Here is a 16,668-nt window from a genome sequence, read left to right as displayed (position 1 = left end):
AAGGACCGTGATCGACGATGAAGGTCGGCATCCCCCGCGAGGTCAAGAACAACGAGTTCCGCGTGGCCATCACCCCCGCCGGTGTCCACGAGCTCGTCCGCAACGGCCACCAGGTCTTCGTCGAGCAGAACGCCGGTGTCGGCTCCTCGATCACGGACGAGGAGTACGTCTCCGCCGGCGCCGAGATCCTGGCCACCGCCGACGAGGTCTGGGCCACCGCTGACCTCCTGCTGAAGGTCAAGGAGCCGATCGCGGAGGAGTACCACCGCCTCCGCAAGGACCAGACGCTCTTCACCTACCTGCACCTCGCCGCCTCCCGCGAGTGCACGGACGCCCTGCTGGAGTCCGGCACCACCGCCATCGCGTACGAGACCGTCGAGACCGCGAACCGCGCGCTGCCGCTGCTCGCCCCGATGTCCGAGGTCGCGGGCCGGCTGGCCCCGCAGGTCGGCGCCTACCACCTGATGCGCTCGGTCGGCGGCCGCGGCGTGCTCCCCGGCGGCGTCCCCGGCACCCACGCCGGCGAGTGCGTCGTGATCGGTGGCGGCGTCTCCGGCTGGAACGCCACCCAGATCGCCGTCGGCATGGGCTTCCACGTGACCCTGCTCGACCGTGACATCAACAAGCTCCGCGAGGCCGACAAGATCTTCGGCACCAAGGTGAAGACGATCGTCTCCAACGCCTTCGAGCTGGAGAAGGCCGTCATCGAGGCCGACCTCGTCATCGGCGCCGTCCTCATCCCGGGCGCCAAGGCCCCGAAGCTGGTCACCAACGAGCTCGTCGCCAAGATGAAGCCCGGAAGTGTCCTTGTCGACATTGCGATCGACCAGGGCGGCTGCTTCGAGGACTCCCACCCGACCACCCACGCCGAGCCGACCTTCCAGGTCCACAACTCGGTCTTCTACTGCGTCGCCAACATGCCGGGCGCGGTGCCGAACACCTCCACGTATGCCCTCACCAACGCCACGCTGCCCTACATCGTGTCGCTGGCGAACAACGGCTGGGTCGAGGCGCTGCGCCGCGACTCCGCGCTCGCCCTGGGCCTCAACACCCATGACGGCAAGGTCGTTTACAAGGAAGTCGCCGAGGCGCACGACCTCCCGCACGTCGAGCTGAGCAGCCTCCTGGGCTGACGCTCTTGGACGGCGCGTCAACGCGCGCCGTCAACCTCACACATCCGGCCGGACCTTGTGCACCAAGGTCCGGCCGGATGTGCTTCCGGCCACGTGACGGGCCATGTTCAACTCGCCTCGAACGTAACCCTTTAACCGTTTCGCACACCCCTGAAACGTGCGGATGCATGCCTGCGCACCCTTGACAGAGGGGTGTTCGGTTGCCGACACATCGGGCCGGGTCCGGCGGATTGTGTTGCTGCGGACCGGTGACACGCCATAGAGTCGCCAACCGTCGGCATGGTGCCACGCTGACCTATCGATAAATGTTCCTGGTCACAACCAAGGAGGTAAGACGACTTGTGAATGAGTCGACATTTACTCCCGGGGGCGGACAGCCAGGAATCCCTGTCGGCTCCGTCGCTGTCCGCACCTTCGCGACCCACGCGACGCCTCAGCCCATGACGACAGCCCACACGATGAAGATGATGGACGGCCTACACGTGAACGCCACGGCCGGCAACGAGAGTGGCCGAGAGTCCACCCACTTCGCCGCCTACGACGAGGTGCCCGAGGGGCACTTCTACGACCCCGACGCCGAGTACGAGCCCGACCCGGAGTACGCGGCCACCCTCGCACCCGACGCTGCCCGGCAGCGCCGCGAGCGGATCGGCCCCACCGGACGGCCCCTGCCGTACTTCCCGATCCCGGGCCCGCTGACCGATCACGGACCCGCGAAGATCATCGCGATGTGCAACCAGAAGGGCGGCGTCGGCAAGACCACGTCGACCATCAACCTGGGTGCCGCGCTCGCGGAGTACGGGCGGCGGGTGCTGCTCGTCGACTTCGACCCGCAGGGAGCCCTGTCGGTCGGTCTCGGTGTGAACCCGATGGAGCTCGACCTCACCGTCTACAACCTGCTCATGGAGCGGGGCATGTCGGCGGACGAGGTGCTGCTCAAGACCGCCGTGCCCAACATGGACCTGCTGCCCAGCAATATCGATTTGTCTGCGGCCGAGGTGCAGTTGGTCAGCGAGGTCGCGCGCGAGTCCACGCTCCAGCGCGCCCTGAAGCCGCTGATGAACGACTACGACTACATCGTGATCGACTGTCAGCCCTCGCTCGGCCTGCTGACCGTGAACGCCCTGACGGCGGCTCACAAGGTCATCGTGCCGCTGGAGTGCGAGTTCTTCGCGCTGCGCGGTGTGGCCCTGCTGACGGAGACGATCGAGAAGGTCCAGGAGCGGCTCAACCCCGAGCTGGAGCTCGACGGCATCCTCGCCACGATGTACGACTCCCGGACGGTGCACAGCCGCGAGGTGCTCGCGCGCGTCGTGGAGGCGTTCGACGACCACGTGTACCACACGGTGATCGGCCGGACCGTCCGCTTCCCAGAGACCACGGTCGCCGGTGAGCCGATCACCACGTACGCGTCGAACTCGGTGGGTGCCGCCGCCTATCGCCAGCTCGCCAGGGAGGTGCTCGCCCGGTGTCACGCCGAGTGAGTCTGCCCGGCGCCGACGAACTGTTCCGTACGACCGGGGGGATGGCGCTGCAGTCCTCCTCGCCCCGCAGGGGCGAGGCGGCCGCGGCCCGCGTCCCGGCTCCGGCGGGCGAGAGCGACACGGAGGCGGCGGAGGGATCCGGCGCGGCCTCCGCGGAGCACTCGGCGGCGGGGCCCGCGGAGCAGGGGGAGCCCAGGGCCCGCACGGCGGAGCCCGCGCCGCAGCGCCGCCGCGGCAGGTCCCCGAACCGGCGCCCGAGCGGACGCGAGCGGCACGACGAGAAGATCACGGTCTACGTCTCCGCCGAGGAGCTGATGGACCTGGAGCACGCGCGCCTCGTGCTCCGTGGCGAGCACGGGCTCGCCGTGGACCGCGGGCGGATCGTCCGCGAGGCGGTCGCGGTGGTTCTCGCGGACCTGGAGTCCCGCGGCGACGCGAGCATCCTCGTGCGCCGCCTGCGCGGCCGCTGACGATAGCCTGCGGGCTGCCGCGTCCCCGCTCTTCCCTGGACCCCGATGCCCCCGCCCCCCGACGAAACGTCCCGCCCAGCCCGCCGCCGCGCCCTGGGCCGCGGCCCGGGGGCGACGCCCGCGGGGGCCGCGCCGCCCGAGCCCCCGGCCGCCGCGCCCGGCCCGCCCCGGCCCGCCGACGCCCCTGCGGGCCCCGTCGGTCCACCCCATACCCCGGCGGACGGGACGCCGGGGGCGGCGGAGGAGGAAGCCTCCGCCCCGCGGGCCATAGCGGCCCCGGCGACCGAGGGCTCCGACAGCCCCGGTCCCGGTGTGCCGGAGAACGCCCCCGAGGGCTCGCCCGCCGCTGAGCCCGGCCCGGGCACGGACGACACGGCCCCGAGCGCCCTCACGGCCCCGAGCGGCCCCGCGGCCCCGAGCGGCCCCGCGGGCGGCGCACCCGCGGCTGCGGGCGGCGGACTCGCCTTCGACGACCCTGCCCCCGTGCCCGTACGCGCCGAAGGCACCCCCGTGCCCGACGACGGGCGGTTCACCGTGCGGCTCGCGAACTTCGAGGGGCCCTTCGACCTGCTGCTGCAGCTCATCTCGAAGCACAAGCTCGACGTCACCGAGGTCGCCCTCTCCAAGGTCACCGACGAGTTCATGGCGCACATCCGCGCCATGGGCCCCGACTGGGACCTCGACCAGACCACCGAGTTCCTCGTCGTCGCCGCCACGCTGCTCGACCTCAAGGCCGCCCGCCTGCTGCCCACCGCCGAGGTGGAGGACGAGGCCGATCTCGCGCTCCTGGAGGCCCGCGACCTGCTCTTCGCGCGGCTCCTGCAGTACCGCGCGTACAAGCAGATCGCCGAGATCCTCGCCGAGCGCTGGGACACCGAGGGGCGGCGGTACCCCCGGACCGTCGGCCTCGAGGCCCACCACGCCGAGCTGCTCCCCGAGGTCGTCATCAGCATCGGCGCCGAAGGCTTCGCCAAGCTCGCCGTCAAGGCCATGCAGCCCAAGGCCAAGCCGCAGGTGTACGTCGATCACATCCACGCCCCGCTCGTCAGCGTCCGGGAACAGGCCCTGGTCGTCGTGGCCCTGCTCAAGGAGCGCGGAGCGGTCAGCTTCCGTGAGCTCGCCGAGGGCGCCCCCGACACCCTCACCGTCGTGGCTCGCTTCCTCGCCCTCCTGGAGCTGTACCGCGAGAAGGCCGTCGCCCTCGACCAGGAGGACGCCCTCGGCGAGCTCACCGTCACCTGGTCCGGCGCCGGCGTCGGTGACGTCCACGTCACCGACGAGTTCGATCGAGAAAGGGAGGCCCCGGAGTGAACGACCTCAAGCCCGCCCTCGAAGCCGTCCTCATGGTCGTCGACGAGCCGGCCACCGAGGCCCATCTCGCCAAGGTCCTGGAGCGGACCCCGCGCGAGGTCGGCGACGCCCTGCGCGAGCTCGCCGACGAGTACACCGCCCAGGGCCGTGGTTTCGAGCTGCGCCTCGTCGCCGGTGGCTGGCGTTTCTACAGCCGCGCGGAGCACGCCCCGGCCGTCGAGGCGTTCGTCCTCGACGGGCAGCAGGCCCGCCTCACCCAGGCGGCCCTGGAGACCCTCGCCGTGGTCGCGTACCGCCAGCCGGTCAGCCGGTCCAGGGTCTCCGCGGTGCGCGGAGTGAACTGCGACGGGGTCATGCGCACCCTCCTCCAGCGCGGTCTGGTGGAGGAGGCGGGCGCGGAACCCGAAACAGGTGCGATCCTGTACAGGACGACGAACTACTTCCTGGAGCGAATGGGCCTGCGTGGCCTGGACGAGCTCCCGGAGCTCGCGCCCTTCCTCCCCGAGGCGGACGCGATCGAGGCGGAGACGCTGGAAGGGGTCCCGTCGTTCGACCCGGACGCACCAGATGCACCGGGTTTCGAGGACGCAGACGACAAGACGGAACTTTGATGCGAAGCAGCAGCGGCAGGAACAGCAGCGGAAACAACGGCGGGAGCCGTGGTGGCAACAGCGGCGGCCGCGGAAGCGGCAGCAGCAGCGGCGGCCGCGGCGGCAGCGCGGGCGGTGGCGGCTACCGGGGCGCCGGTGGCGCCGGTGGCGGCGGTGGCCGTGACGACAGGCAGGGTGGCGGCTACCGGGGCGCCGGTGGCGGCGGTGGTCGTGACGACAGGCAGGGCGGCGGCGGTCGGCCGCGCAACCCGCGTCCCGAGGAGCGCCGCTACGACGTCGGCGGCACGCCCGAGGCCCCGAAGAAGGGCCGCGGCGCCGCGGCCCGCGGTGGCGCCAAGGGCGGCCCCAAGACGCCCCAGGGCAACCCGCCCCGTCGTGGCCCGCACGGGCAGCGGCAGGCCCCGGCCCGGTCGCGCGAGCTCGACGCCAAGATCGAGCAGCGCAACCGCGACCGGTACGCGGACCGCCCGGAGATCAAGACCCCCAAGACCTTCCCCGGCGCGGAGCAGGAGGGTGAGCGGCTGCAGAAGGTGCTCGCCCGGGCCGGCATGGGCTCGCGCCGCGCGTGCGAAGAGCTGATCGAGCAGGCCCGTGTCGAGGTCAACGGCGAGATCGTCCTGGAGCAGGGCAAGCGCGTCGACCCGGAGAAGGACGAGATCAAGGTCGACGGCCTGACGGTCGCGACCCAGTCGTACCTCTTCTTCGCGCTGAACAAGCCGGCCGGCGTCGTCTCCACGATGGAGGACCCCGACGGCCGCCAGTGCCTGGGTGACTACGTCACCAACCGTGAGACCCGGCTCTTCCACGTCGGCCGGCTCGACACCGAGACCGAGGGCATCATCCTCCTCACCAACCACGGTGAGCTGGCCCACCGCCTCACGCACCCGAAGTACGGCGTGAAGAAGACCTACCTGGCCGCCATCACCGGCCCGCTGCCCCGCGAGGTCGGGAAGGTGCTCAAGGAGGGCATCCAGCTGGAGGACGGCTACGCCCGCGCCGACCACTTCCGGGTCGTCGAGCAGATCGGCAAGAACTACCTGGTCGAGGTCACGCTGCACGAGGGCCGCAAGCACATCGTGCGCCGGATGCTGGCCGAGGCGGGCTTCCCGGTCGAGAAGCTGGTCCGCACCGCCTTCGGCCCGATCGCGCTCGGTGACCAGAAGTCGGGCTGGCTGCGCCGGCTGACCAACACCGAGGTCGGCATGCTGATGAAGGAAGTCGGCATGTAGCCCCCTCGGGTCCGTACGACGAGGAAGCCCGTGACCGCCGCCCGGCGGTCACGGGCTTCCTCGCGTCCGCGTTCGCACTTGTGGCCGAAGCTCGCCGCGCTTTATAGTCATGATGACTCTTAAAGGAGGCGGGCGTGAGCCTCGCGCACATCATCGAACCCCTGCAGCAGCCGCTCTTCACCGTGCTGGACACCCCGGTCAGCTGGACCGAGGTGCTCGGCTTCGGGAGCGGCGCGCTCTGCGTCTGGCTCGTCGCCCGCCAGCACCTCGCCAACTGGCCGATCGGCATCGCGAACAACCTCTTCTTCATCCTGCTGTTCACGCAGGCGGGGCTGTACGCCGACGCCGGCCTCCAGATCGTCTTCATCACCCTCGCCGTGTACGGCTGGTGGACCTGGACCCACGGGGGTGGACCAGGCTCCGACACCCTCCCGGTGCGCCGCACCTCGCGCACCGAGTGGACGTGGCTGCTCACGGCGGGGGTGGTGGGGACCCTCGCGCTGACCCTGCTGCTCGACCGCGCCACCGACTCGACCGTCCCCTTCTGGGACGCCCTGACGACCGCCCTCTCTCTGATGGCGACCTACGGCCAGTGCCGGAAGCGGCTGGAGTCCTGGTGGCTCTGGATCGCCGCCGACGTCGTGTACGTGCCCCTGTACGCGTACAAGGAGCTGTACCTGACCTCCCTGCTGTACGTCGGCTTCATGACGCTCTGCGTCCTCGGCCTGCGCGGCTGGAGCCGTGGCCTCACCGCACGGCGCGTCCTCCCGGCGGAGGCGACGGCATGAAGCGCTACGGACACGGCCTGGTCCTCGGCAAGTTCTATCCGCCGCACGCCGGACACCACCACCTCGTCCGCACCGCGCGCGACCGCTGCGAGCGCCTCACCGTCCTCGTCTGCGCCTCCGCCGTGGAGTCGCTGTCCCTGGAGGACCGCGTCGACTGGATGCGCGAGATCCACCCCGACGTCCTGGTCGTCGGCGCCGTCGACGACATCCCCGTCGACCTCCAGGACCCCGACGTGTGGGCCGCCCACATGGCCGTCTTCCGGGCCGCGGTGCCCGAACAGGTCGACGCCGTCTTCACCTCGGAGCCGTACGGCGAGGAACTCGGCCGCCGCTTCGGGGCCGAATCCGTGTGCGTCGACCCCGGCCGCACGCTCTTCCCCGTCTCCGGCACCGCCGTCCGCAAGGACCCCGCCGGCTACTGGGACCATCTGGAACCGCCGGTCCGGGCCGCGCTCACCCGGCGGGTGGTCGTCCTCGGCGCCGAGTCGACCGGCACCACCACCATGGCCCGCGCCCTGGCCGACCACTACCGGAGCCGGGGCGGCGTCTGGGCCCGCACCCGCTGCGTACCGGAGTACGGCCGGGAGTTCAGCGAACTCAAGCTCGCCGAACTCCGCGCCGATCGCCCCGGTGCCACCTGGGAGGACGTCACCTTCCGCTCCGAGGACTTCCCGCTCATCGCCCTGCGCCAGGCCGAGCTGGAGGAGGAGGCCGCCCGCGCCGGCTCGCCCGTGCTCTTCTGCGACACCGACGCCTTCGCCACCACCATCTGGCACGAGCGGTACATGGGCACCACCAGCCCCGCCACCGGAGAGGTCGCCGCCCGCGGCCGGCAGCACCTCTGGCTGCTGACCGACCACCGGGGCGTCGACTTCGAGGACGACGGGCTGCGCGACGGGGAACACCTGCGGCCCTGGATGACCGCCCGCTTCCTCACCCAGCTCGCCCACACCGGCCGCCGGACCGCCGTCCTCAGCGGACCGCACGAGGAGCGGCTCGCGGCCGCCGTCGCCGCCGTGGACGCGCTGCTCGCCGAGGGCTGGGACCTCGCCGACCCCCTCCCGGAGCGCCGATGAACCGATCCCGTGCGCCCGAGGGCTACGACCCCTCCGCCTTCGAGCCGTTCGCCGTCACCGTCGACCTCGCCGTCTTCACCCTCCGCGCGGAGCGGCTGCACGTCCTCCTCGTCGAGCGCGGCCACGAGCCGTACGCGGGGGCCTGGGCGCTGCCCGGGGGCTTCGTACTGCCCCGGGAGTCCGCCGAGCGGGCCGCCCGCCGCGAACTGGCCGAGGAGACCGGCCTGTCCGAGGACACCGCTTCCGGACTCCACCTCGAACAGCTGCGGACATATAGCGAACCGGACCGCGACCCGAGGATGCGGGTCGTCTCGGTCGCGTACACCGCCCTCGTCCCGGACCCTCCCGAACCGCGCGTCGGCGGCGACGCGGCGCGGGCGCAGTGGATGCCGTACGGGACGCAGGGGACGTACGGGCCCCTCGCCTTCGACCACGACCGGATCCTCGCCGACGCGCACGAACGGGTCGGCGCCAAACTCGAGTACACCTGTCTCGCCACCGCCTTCTGCCCGCCCGAGTTCACGCTCGGCGAGCTGCGGCAGGTGTACGAGACCGTCTGGGGCGTCGAGCTCGACCGCCCCAACTTCAGGCGCAAGGTCCTCGCCACCCCCGGCTTCGTCCGGGCCGTGGAAGGACCACCGCGTCTCACCGGCGGACGGGGGAAACCGGCCGCTCTCTACCGGGCGGGGGAGGCCACGGCCCTCCACCCGCCGTTGCTGCGACCGGAAGGACGATCCACATGACGAAGCAGGCTGCCACGGGGGCGATGGTCGGGCTCGCGCTCGGAGACGCGCTGGGTTACCCGACGGAGTTCATCGACGTGCCGAAGATCCTGAGCTGGTACGGACCGTGGCGCGAGATGGGGCTGCCCGACCCGGCGAAGATCACCGACGACACGCAGATGACCCTCGCTGTGGCGCGGGCGCTCCGGGACTGCCAGGAGCGGGGTGTCACGGGTCCCGAACGGTTCGCCGCGGCGACCCGCGAGGAGTTCGTCGACTGGTACCGCTCCCCGGAGAACAACCGGGCGCCGGGGCGTACGTGCCTGATGGCGTGCGGACTCTTGATGACCGACCTGGCCTGGCAGGACGCCAGCCAGATCGGCTCCAAGGGCTGCGGCGCCAACATGCGCGTCGCGCCCCTCGGGCTCGTCCCGGGCCTGGGCGAGGACCAGCGGTCCGGCGCGGCGCAGCTGCAGTCGGCCCTCACCCACGGGCACCCGACGGCGCTGGCCGCCTCCGACCTGACGGCCCGCGCGGTGTACCTGCTGGCCCAGGGCGTCGACCCGACGGGGCTCGTCGGACACCTGCGCTCGTACGCCTACGAGAGCCGCTCCGTCTACCGCGACGCCTGGCTCGGAGACCTGTGGACCCGCTCCCAGGACCCCTCGGCCCGGCACTTCATCGAGCGCGGCTGGGACGAGTGCCTGGCGGTGCTCGAAAGGCTCGACGCCGTCCAGCGCACCGCCGACCCCGAGCTGGACCCCTGCACGTACACCGGCGACGGCTGGATCGCCGAAGAGGCCCTGGCCACCGGACTCCTCAGCTTCCTGCTCTTCCCCGAGGACCCGCTCACGGCCCTCCGCCGCGCCGCCTGCACCCGCGGCGACTCGGACTCGATCGCCTGCCTGGCGGGCGCTTTCGCGGGCGCCCACCTGGGCGCCGGCGCATGGCCGAAGGAATGGGTCGAGCGGATCGAGCACCGGGACGAGCTGTTGGCGCTCGGGGCGCTCTGGGACGCTTGATCCATGACCGTAGCTCTCGTACCCGAAGTCGACCTCTCCGCCGTGGTGGCGGAACAGCCCGACCCCCTGGTCTTCGCCACCGTCTCGGGGGCGCATCTGTACGGATTTCCGTCCCGTGACTCGGACGTGGACCTGCGCGGTGCGCACCTCCTGCCGGTGGAGGGGCTGATCGGGCTGCGTGAACCCGAGGAGACCCGGTCCCGGATGTGGGACCGGGACGGCGTGGAGATGGACCTCGTCACGCACGACCTGCGGAAGTTCGTCCGGCTGATGCTGCGCCGCAACGGTTACGTACTGGAGCAGCTGCTGTCCCCGTTGGTGGCGCACACCTCCGAGGCCCATGCCGAGCTGGTCGCCTTGGCGCCGCATGTGCTCACCAGCCACCACGCGTCTCACTACCGTGGGTTCGCCGCGACGCAGTGGCGGCTGTTCGAGAAGTCCCAGGAGCTGAAGCCGCTGCTCTACACCCTCCGCGCGCTGCTCACCGGGATCCACCTCATGCGGGCGGGCGAGGTCCAGGCACATCTGCCCACGCTGGTCGGGGAGGTGGCCGAGGCGCCCGCGTACGTCCCGGAGCTGATCGCCGCGAAGGCGGCGGCCGAGCACGGGCCCGCGGAGGTCGACCTTGTGCGCGTCCGCCGTGACGTGGAGGCGCTCCACGGCGTGCTGGACGCGGCGCAGGCCGCCTCGGCGCTCGGGGACGCCCCCAGGGCGCACGACGCCCTGCACGACTTCGTCGTGCGGACCCGCCTCGAGAGAACGTCCGAGGTGTTCTAGAGCGCGCTCAGGGCCGAGGCGCGGCGGGCGCGGACCAGGAAGTCCTGGACGCGGCCGTGGTCAGGGTCGGAGGGGAGGGGCGAGCCGCCGGCCGCCGCGTCCGCCTCCTCGGTGAGGCGGTCCATCCAGGACTCCACCTCGTGCCAGGCGACCTCGCCGCGCTTCACGGCGAGGAGGCGTTCCCGCTCGTCGCCGACGTGGATCGTCAGCTCGCCGGTCCGCAGCAGGTCGCGGCAGCTCATGAGCAGGCGCAGCAGGTGCATGGCGTGCTTCCAGCGCGGCTCCCCGTACTGGCGGACGTCCGCGTCGAGCTTCCTGCGCTGGCCGCCGGCGTACCGCACGAAGGTCTGGTGGGCCCGGCGGGAGAGGAACGCCTCGCGCAGCGCGACGAGTTCACGGCCGGTGTCGTCGATGTGCTCGACCACGGGGGAGTGCAGGCACTCCAGGACGTTGGGGTTGGCGCGCAGCGCCAGTTCGCAGAAGCGTTCCAGCTCCCAGCTGAACTGCTCCTCGCCCGGCCCCTCGACATGCGCCGGCGGCTTGTCGAAGTGCCAGAAGAGGGGGGTCGGGGCGAGGAAGACGCCCCGCCGGTCGGTGTCACTGCCCTCGGTGTCCAGACCGAAAGCGCGCGACCCCATGACGCAGGAGTAGATCGTGTGGTCGCGCACCAGGTCCGTCGAAGTCATGCGCGACAGATTACGCGAGGGTGATGGTGTCTCCCGATACGGTGATCTGCTCGGCCGGGAGCGGCCGCGTCGCCGGGCCCGCGGCGACCGAGCCGTCCGCGATACGGAACCTGGAGCCGTGACAGGGGCAGTCGATCGTGCCGTTCTCGACCTTGCCGACGGTGCAGCCCTGGTGGGTGCAGATCGCGGAGAACGCCTTGAACTCACCGGCCGTCGGCTGGGTGACGACGACCTTCTCCTCCTTGAAGACCGTGCCACCGCCGACCGGGATCCCCGTGGTCTTGGCGAGGGCCTTCCCGCCGGGCGCGGAGGAGGCCGGCCCGGACGTCGCCCCGGACGTCGGTTCCGTCGGTGACTCCGTCGTCGCATCGGCCGTCGGAGAGGCCGGCGGTGAGGTCGTCGGCGAGGTCGTGCCGCCGTCGTCGCCGTCCGACCCGCAGCCGGTGGCGAGTGCGGCGACGGAACCCGCACCGGCCAGCAGCACGGTACGGCGGGGCGAGGCTTGTGGTGTCATGCCGTACAGCTTGCTGGGGCGCTCCCCCCGCTGGGGCCGCAACACGCCCTAGCGGGGTGTTGCGGCCCCTAGACCCAGGGGGTCAGCTCCCTCGCACGGCCGTCCGCGTCCCTGCGTACCTCCAGGACGGCCGTGACGGCCGCCCGCTCGATCGGTCCGTACACATGCGGGAACAGCGCGTCCTCCGACCCCTCCCAGCGGACCTCGGCGCTCAGCCGGGTCTCGTCCAGGACGAGCACCAGGAGCGGGCCGTGGACGCCGCGGTAGTGCGCGTCGGCGACGGTCAGCGCCGCCGACTCGTCCGGCGAGCAGTGCACGAAGCCCTCGGAGGCCAGCGACGGCGGCGCGTAGGGCAGCTCGGGGCCGGCGGACCATTCGTCCAGCGGTACGACATGGAGAAGCATGCCGACAGTTGTACCGCGAGCCCTCCCGGGCCGGCCGCGCCACGGCAGGCCCGTCTCGGAGGGCGGTCGCCCGGGCGGAGCGCCCGAGCCCCTGACTAGGCTGGTCGGAGCACAGATCGGGTCAGGCAGGGAGCACCACGTGGCGGTACGAGCGGTCCGGAACGCCGTCCGGCCGGAAAGGGACGAGGTCGGACACATGCACCAGCAGGTCAAGGAGCCCGTCCGATGAGAACCGCGCTCGTCATCGGCACCGGCCTCATCGGCACCTCCGCGGCGCTCGCCCTCGCCGGACGGGGCGTCACCGTCCACCTCCGCGACCACGACCCCGCCCGCGCCCGTACGGCGGCGGCGCTCGGCGCCGGTACGGACGAGGCGCCCGAGGGGCCCGTCGACCTCGCGATCGTCGCCGTGCCCCCGGCCCACGTGGCGACCACCCTCGCCACGGCGATGCGCGACGGGCTCGCCCGCGGCTACCTCGACGTGGCGAGCGTCAAGGGCGGCCCGAAGCGCGAGCTGGAGGAGCTGGGCCTCGACCTCACCGCGTACATCGGCACGCACCCCATGTCGGGCAAGGAGCGCTCCGGCCCGCTGGCCGCGACCGCCGACCTCTTCGAGGGGCGGCCGTGGGTGCTCACGCCCGGCCGCGACACCGACACCGAGGTGCTGAACCTGGCCCTGGAGCTGGTCGCGCTCTGCCGCGCCGTCCCGGTCGTCATGGACGCGGACGCGCACGACCGCGCCGTCGCGCTCGTCTCGCACACCCCGCAGCTGGTCTCGTCCATGGTCGCCGCGCGCCTGGAGGAGGCGGACGAGACGGCCGTACGGCTGTGCGGACAGGGCATCCGCGACGTCACCCGCATCGCGGCCTCCGACCCCCGCATGTGGGTCGAGATCCTCACGGCGAACCCCGGGCCGGTCGCCGACGTCCTCGCCGGCGTCGCCGCCGACCTCGACGAGACCGTCCGGGCCCTGCGCTCCCTGCAGTCCACGGACGAGGAGAAGCGGCGGGAGGGCACCAGCGGCGTCGAGGACGTCCTGCGCCGCGGCAACGCCGGCCGCGCCCGGGTTCCGGGCAAGCACGGCGCGGCGCCGGCGCAGTACGAGACCGTCGCCGTCCTCATCAGCGACCAGCCCGGCGAGCTCGCCCGCATCTTCGCGGACGCGGGCCGGGCGGGCGTCAACATCGAGGACGTCCGCATCGAGCACGCGACGGGCCAGCAGGCCGGTCTCGTGCAGCTGATGGTGGAGCCCTCGGCCGCGCCGGTGCTCGGCGCCGCGCTCGAGGAACGGGGCTGGGCGCTCAGGGCGGGGTGAGCTGACGGCTCCGCCGAGCCGCCTGAACGGGCGGACGCGCGCCACGGTGGCGGTGCCCGTTCCGGGCGCGGGGAGCCCGCTCGGCCAGATGGGTGGCCGGGACTCGGTAACCTTGTGTAGGCCGCGCACGTCCGCGAGGCCGCACCGCTCACCCCAGGAAGGTGTTCCCCACCGTGGAAACCGTGATCGTCGCCATCGACGGGCCCTCCGGCACGGGCAAGTCGAGCACCTCGAAGGCGGTCGCCGCCAAGCTGGGGCTGAGCTACCTGGACACCGGCGCGCAGTACCGGGCGATCACCTGGTGGATGATCAGCAACGGCGTGGACGTCGACGACGCGGAGGCCGTCGCCAACGCGGCCGCCAAGCCCGTCATCGTCTCCGGCACCGACCCGGCCCGCCCGACGATCACCGTCGACGGGGCCGACGCCGCCGGGCCCATCCGTACCGAGGAGGTCACCTCCAAGGTCAGCGCCGTCAGCGCCGTCCCCGAGGTGCGGACCCTGATCACCGAGCTCCAGCGGACCATCGCCAAGAGCGCCGAGGGCGGCATCGTCGTCGAGGGGCGCGACATCGGCACCACGGTCCTGCCGGACGCCGACCTGAAGATCTTCCTCACCGCGTCCCCCGAGGCCCGCGCCGCCCGCCGCTCCGGCGAACTCAAGGGCGCCGACGTGGCCGCCACCCGGCAGGCCCTGATCAAGCGGGACGCGGCCGACTCCAGCCGTAAGACCTCCCCGCTCGCCAAGGCCGACGACGCCGTCGAGGTCGACACCACCGACCTCACCCTGGACCAGGTCATCGAGTGCGTCGTGACCCTGGTGGAGGAGAAGAGGGCGGCCACCCAGTGACCCAGCCCTCCCGGAAGGGCGCCGCCGTCGGGCGCGGCATCGGCGTCGGACTGATGTACGGCCTGTGGAAGCCGCGCGTCCTCGGCGCCTGGCGCGTGCCGTCCGCCGGCCCCGTCATCCTCGCCGTCAACCACGCGCACATCATCGACGGCCCCATGCTCATGGGCACCGCCCCCCGCCCCGTGCACTTCCTGATCAAGAAGGAAGCCTTCGTCGGGCCCCTCGGGCCCTTCCTGGAGGGCATCGGGCAGGTCAAGGTGGACCGCGAGAGCACGGACCGGAACGCCATCGGCAACGCCCTGGCGGTCCTGGAGCACGGCGGCGTCCTCGGGATCTTCCCGGAGGGCACCCGCGGCGAGGGCGACTTCGCCTCCCTGCGCGCCGGCCTCGCCTACTTCGCCGTCCGCAGCGGCGCGCCGATCGTGCCCGTCGCCGTCCTGGGGGGCTCCGACAGCCCCGGACGGCTGGTCAAGGCGCTGCCCCCGCTGCGCAGCCGCGTCGACGTCGTCTTCGGCGACGCCTTCGAGGCCGGCGACGGCAGCGGCCGCCGCACCCGCAAGGCGCTGGACGACGCCACCGTACGGATTCAGGAGCGGCTCACCGCCCACCTGAAAAACGCCAGGCGCCTCACCGGGCGCTGAGTGAGACTCTGAGTAGTGGGTTCGCACCCACCGACCACGAATGATCAAGGAACGGACTTCATGAACGACCAGCACGACCACGGGGCACTTGGCGACGCCGAGTACGCGGAGTTCATGGAGCTCGCCGCGGAAGAGGGCTTCGACGTCGAGGAGGTCGAGGGCGCGATCGAGGAGGCCGGGCACGGCCCGCTCCCCGTCCTCGCCGTCGTCGGCCGCCCGAACGTCGGCAAGTCGACCCTGGTGAACCGGATCATCGGCCGTCGCGAGGCCGTCGTCGAGGACAAGCCCGGCGTCACCCGCGACCGCGTCACGTACGAGGCCGAGTGGGCCGGCCGCCGCTTCAAGGTCGTCGACACCGGCGGCTGGGAGCAGGACGTCCTCGGCATCGACGCCTCCGTCGCCGCCCAGGCCGAGTACGCCATCGAGGCGGCCGACGCCTGTGTCTTCGTCGTGGACGCCACCGTCGGCGCCACCGACACCGACGAGGCCGTCGTCAAGCTGCTGCGCCGCGCCGGCAAGCCCGTCGTGCTCTGCGCCAACAAGGTGGACGGCCCCTCCGGCGAGGCCGACGCCACCGCCCTGTGGTCGCTGGGCCTGGGCGAGCCGTACCCCGTGTCCTCGCTGCACGGCCGTGGTACGGGCGACATGCTCGACGCCGTCCTGGAGGCCCTGCCGGAGGCCCCGGCACAGACCTTCGGCAACGCCATCGGCGGCCCCCGCCGCATCGCCCTCATCGGGCGTCCGAACGTCGGCAAGTCCTCGCTCCTGAACAAGGTCGCCAACGAGGACCGCGTGGTCGTCAACGAGATGGCCGGCACGACCCGCGACCCGGTCGACGAGCTGATCGAGCTCGGCGGCAAGACCTGGAAGTTCGTGGACACCGCCGGTATCCGCAAGAAGGTCCACCTCCAGGAGGGCGCCGACTACTACGCCTCCCTGCGCACCGCCGCCGCGGTCGAGAAGGCCGAGGTCGCCGTCGTCCTGATCGACACCACCGACAACATCTCGGTCCAGGACCAGCGCATCATCACCATGGCGGTCGAGTCGGGCCGTGCCCTCGTCATCGCGTACAACAAGTGGGACGAGCTCGACGAGGAGCGGCGCTACTACCTGGAGCGCGAGATCGAGACCGAGATGCAGCAGGTCGCCTGGGCGCCCCGCGTCAACGTCTCCGCCAAGACCGGCCGCCACATGGACAAGCTCGTCCCGGCCATCGAGACCGCGCTCGCCGGCTGGGAGACCCGCGTCCCCACCGGCCGGCTGAACGCCTTCCTCGGCGAGCTGGTCGCCGCCCACCCGCACCCGATCCGCGGCGGCAAGCAGCCCCGCATCCTCTTCGGTACGCAGGCGGGCACCAAGCCGCCGCGCTTCGTCCTCTTCGCCTCCGGCTTCCTGGAGGCCGGCTACCGCCGCTTCGTCGAGCGCCGGCTGCGCGAGGAGTTCGGCTTCGAGGGCACCCCGATCCACATCTCGGTCCGCGTCCGCGAGAAGCGCGGCCGCAAGAAGTAGTCGCGCGACGAGAACGGTCGTACGAGAACGGCGGAGGGGGGGGGGGGGGGGGCCCCCCCCCCCCCCCCCCACCCCCCCCCCCCCCCCCCCCCCCCCCCCCCCACCCCCCCCCCCCCCCCCCCCCCCTCC

The 16,668-nt window shown here is 72.3% G+C and carries 18 protein-coding genes; 15 read left to right on the top strand and 3 right to left on the bottom strand.

Features of this window, described 5'->3' with window-relative positions; translation table 11 throughout:
- Nucleotides 1-17 precede the first annotated feature (17 nt).
- The 11 genes from ald to ACZ4VW_RS29745 all read left to right on the top strand — a co-directional run bounded on the left by ald (nt 18) and on the right by ACZ4VW_RS29745 (nt 10,623).
- Nucleotides 18-1,133, top strand: coding sequence for an alanine dehydrogenase (gene ald / locus ACZ4VW_RS29795; RefSeq protein WP_467967760.1), 1,116 nt, complete (start codon nt 18-20; stop codon nt 1,131-1,133).
- 440 nt (nt 1,134-1,573) lie between these two features.
- Entirely contained in the window at nt 1,574-2,617 is a 1,044-nt protein-coding gene (locus ACZ4VW_RS29790) for a ParA family protein (RefSeq protein ID WP_229818740.1), read from the top strand.
- A complete protein-coding gene (locus ACZ4VW_RS29785; protein ID WP_467967758.1) occupies nt 2,602-3,087 on the top strand; it encodes a hypothetical protein in 486 nt (161 codons plus the stop codon). Before ACZ4VW_RS29790 ends, ACZ4VW_RS29785 begins: the two co-directional genes overlap by 16 nt.
- Nucleotides 3,088-3,132: 45 nt before the next feature.
- The gene (locus ACZ4VW_RS29780; RefSeq protein WP_467967756.1) at nt 3,133-4,398 is read left to right on the top strand and encodes a segregation and condensation protein A; all 1,266 of its coding nucleotides are present in this window, start codon (nt 3,133-3,135) and stop codon (nt 4,396-4,398) included.
- Between the two features lie 32 nt (nt 4,399-4,430).
- Nucleotides 4,431-5,009: an SMC-Scp complex subunit ScpB gene (scpB, locus tag ACZ4VW_RS29775; RefSeq protein WP_467967799.1), complete on the top strand. Its 579-nt coding sequence runs from the start codon at nt 4,431-4,433 to the stop codon at nt 5,007-5,009.
- Entirely contained in the window at nt 5,009-6,238 is a 1,230-nt protein-coding gene (locus ACZ4VW_RS29770) for a pseudouridine synthase (RefSeq protein WP_467967755.1), read from the top strand. Before scpB ends, ACZ4VW_RS29770 begins: the two co-directional genes overlap by 1 nt.
- Before the next feature lie 134 nt (nt 6,239-6,372).
- The gene (gene pnuC, locus ACZ4VW_RS29765; protein ID WP_467967753.1) at nt 6,373-7,026 is read left to right on the top strand and encodes a nicotinamide riboside transporter PnuC; all 654 of its coding nucleotides are present in this window, start codon (nt 6,373-6,375) and stop codon (nt 7,024-7,026) included.
- Nucleotides 7,023-8,102 (top strand): AAA family ATPase, encoded by a 1,080-nt coding sequence (locus ACZ4VW_RS29760; RefSeq protein ID WP_467967751.1) that lies wholly within the window; start codon nt 7,023-7,025, stop codon nt 8,100-8,102. Before pnuC ends, ACZ4VW_RS29760 begins: the two co-directional genes overlap by 4 nt.
- A complete protein-coding gene (locus tag ACZ4VW_RS29755; protein ID WP_467967749.1) occupies nt 8,099-8,845 on the top strand; it encodes an NUDIX hydrolase in 747 nt (248 codons plus the stop codon). Before ACZ4VW_RS29760 ends, ACZ4VW_RS29755 begins: the two co-directional genes overlap by 4 nt.
- The gene (locus ACZ4VW_RS29750; protein WP_467967747.1) at nt 8,842-9,846 is read left to right on the top strand and encodes an ADP-ribosylglycohydrolase family protein; all 1,005 of its coding nucleotides are present in this window, start codon (nt 8,842-8,844) and stop codon (nt 9,844-9,846) included. The genes ACZ4VW_RS29755 and ACZ4VW_RS29750 overlap by 4 nt, the downstream gene beginning before the upstream one ends.
- Before the next feature lie 3 nt (nt 9,847-9,849).
- Nucleotides 9,850-10,623, top strand: a complete 774-nt coding sequence (locus ACZ4VW_RS29745; protein WP_467967746.1) for a nucleotidyltransferase domain-containing protein — start codon at nt 9,850-9,852, stop codon at nt 10,621-10,623.
- On the opposite strand, the gene ACZ4VW_RS29740 is transcribed toward ACZ4VW_RS29745, so the two are convergent.
- The 3 genes from ACZ4VW_RS29740 to ACZ4VW_RS29730 all read right to left on the bottom strand — a co-directional run bounded on the left by ACZ4VW_RS29740 (nt 10,620) and on the right by ACZ4VW_RS29730 (nt 12,227).
- Complete coding sequence (locus ACZ4VW_RS29740) at nt 10,620-11,309, bottom strand: nucleotidyltransferase domain-containing protein (protein WP_467967744.1); 690 nt, start codon at nt 11,307-11,309, stop codon at nt 10,620-10,622. The genes ACZ4VW_RS29745 and ACZ4VW_RS29740 overlap by 4 nt on opposite strands.
- A 10-nt stretch (nt 11,310-11,319) precedes the next feature.
- Entirely contained in the window at nt 11,320-11,823 is a 504-nt protein-coding gene (locus tag ACZ4VW_RS29735; RefSeq protein ID WP_467967742.1) for a Rieske (2Fe-2S) protein, read from the bottom strand.
- 68 nt (nt 11,824-11,891) lie between these two features.
- Nucleotides 11,892-12,227 carry a DUF952 domain-containing protein gene (locus ACZ4VW_RS29730; protein WP_467967740.1) on the bottom strand — a complete coding sequence of 112 codons (336 nt, stop codon included), beginning with the start codon at nt 12,225-12,227 and terminating at the stop codon, nt 11,892-11,894.
- Nucleotides 12,228-12,452: 225 nt separating this feature from the next.
- On the opposite strand from ACZ4VW_RS29730, the gene ACZ4VW_RS29725 reads away from it, so the two are divergent.
- From ACZ4VW_RS29725 to der, 4 genes are all read left to right on the top strand, one after another.
- Nucleotides 12,453-13,541 carry a prephenate dehydrogenase gene (locus ACZ4VW_RS29725; RefSeq protein WP_467967738.1) on the top strand — a complete coding sequence of 363 codons (1,089 nt, stop codon included), beginning with the start codon at nt 12,453-12,455 and terminating at the stop codon, nt 13,539-13,541.
- A gap of 161 nt (nt 13,542-13,702) precedes the next feature.
- Entirely contained in the window at nt 13,703-14,389 is a 687-nt protein-coding gene (cmk, locus tag ACZ4VW_RS29720; RefSeq protein ID WP_467967735.1) for a (d)CMP kinase, read from the top strand.
- Nucleotides 14,390-14,442: 53 nt separating this feature from the next.
- Nucleotides 14,443-15,030: a lysophospholipid acyltransferase family protein gene (locus tag ACZ4VW_RS29715; RefSeq protein WP_467967797.1), complete on the top strand. Its 588-nt coding sequence runs from the start codon at nt 14,443-14,445 to the stop codon at nt 15,028-15,030.
- Nucleotides 15,031-15,090: 60 nt separating this feature from the next.
- The gene (gene der / locus ACZ4VW_RS29710) at nt 15,091-16,539 is read left to right on the top strand and encodes a ribosome biogenesis GTPase Der (protein ID WP_467967733.1); all 1,449 of its coding nucleotides are present in this window, start codon (nt 15,091-15,093) and stop codon (nt 16,537-16,539) included.
- Nucleotides 16,540-16,668 lie beyond the last annotated feature (129 nt).

This window comes from Streptomyces sp. NPDC029139 (assembly GCF_055564335.1).
This window is presented reverse-complemented; position numbering and strand designations above follow the sequence as displayed.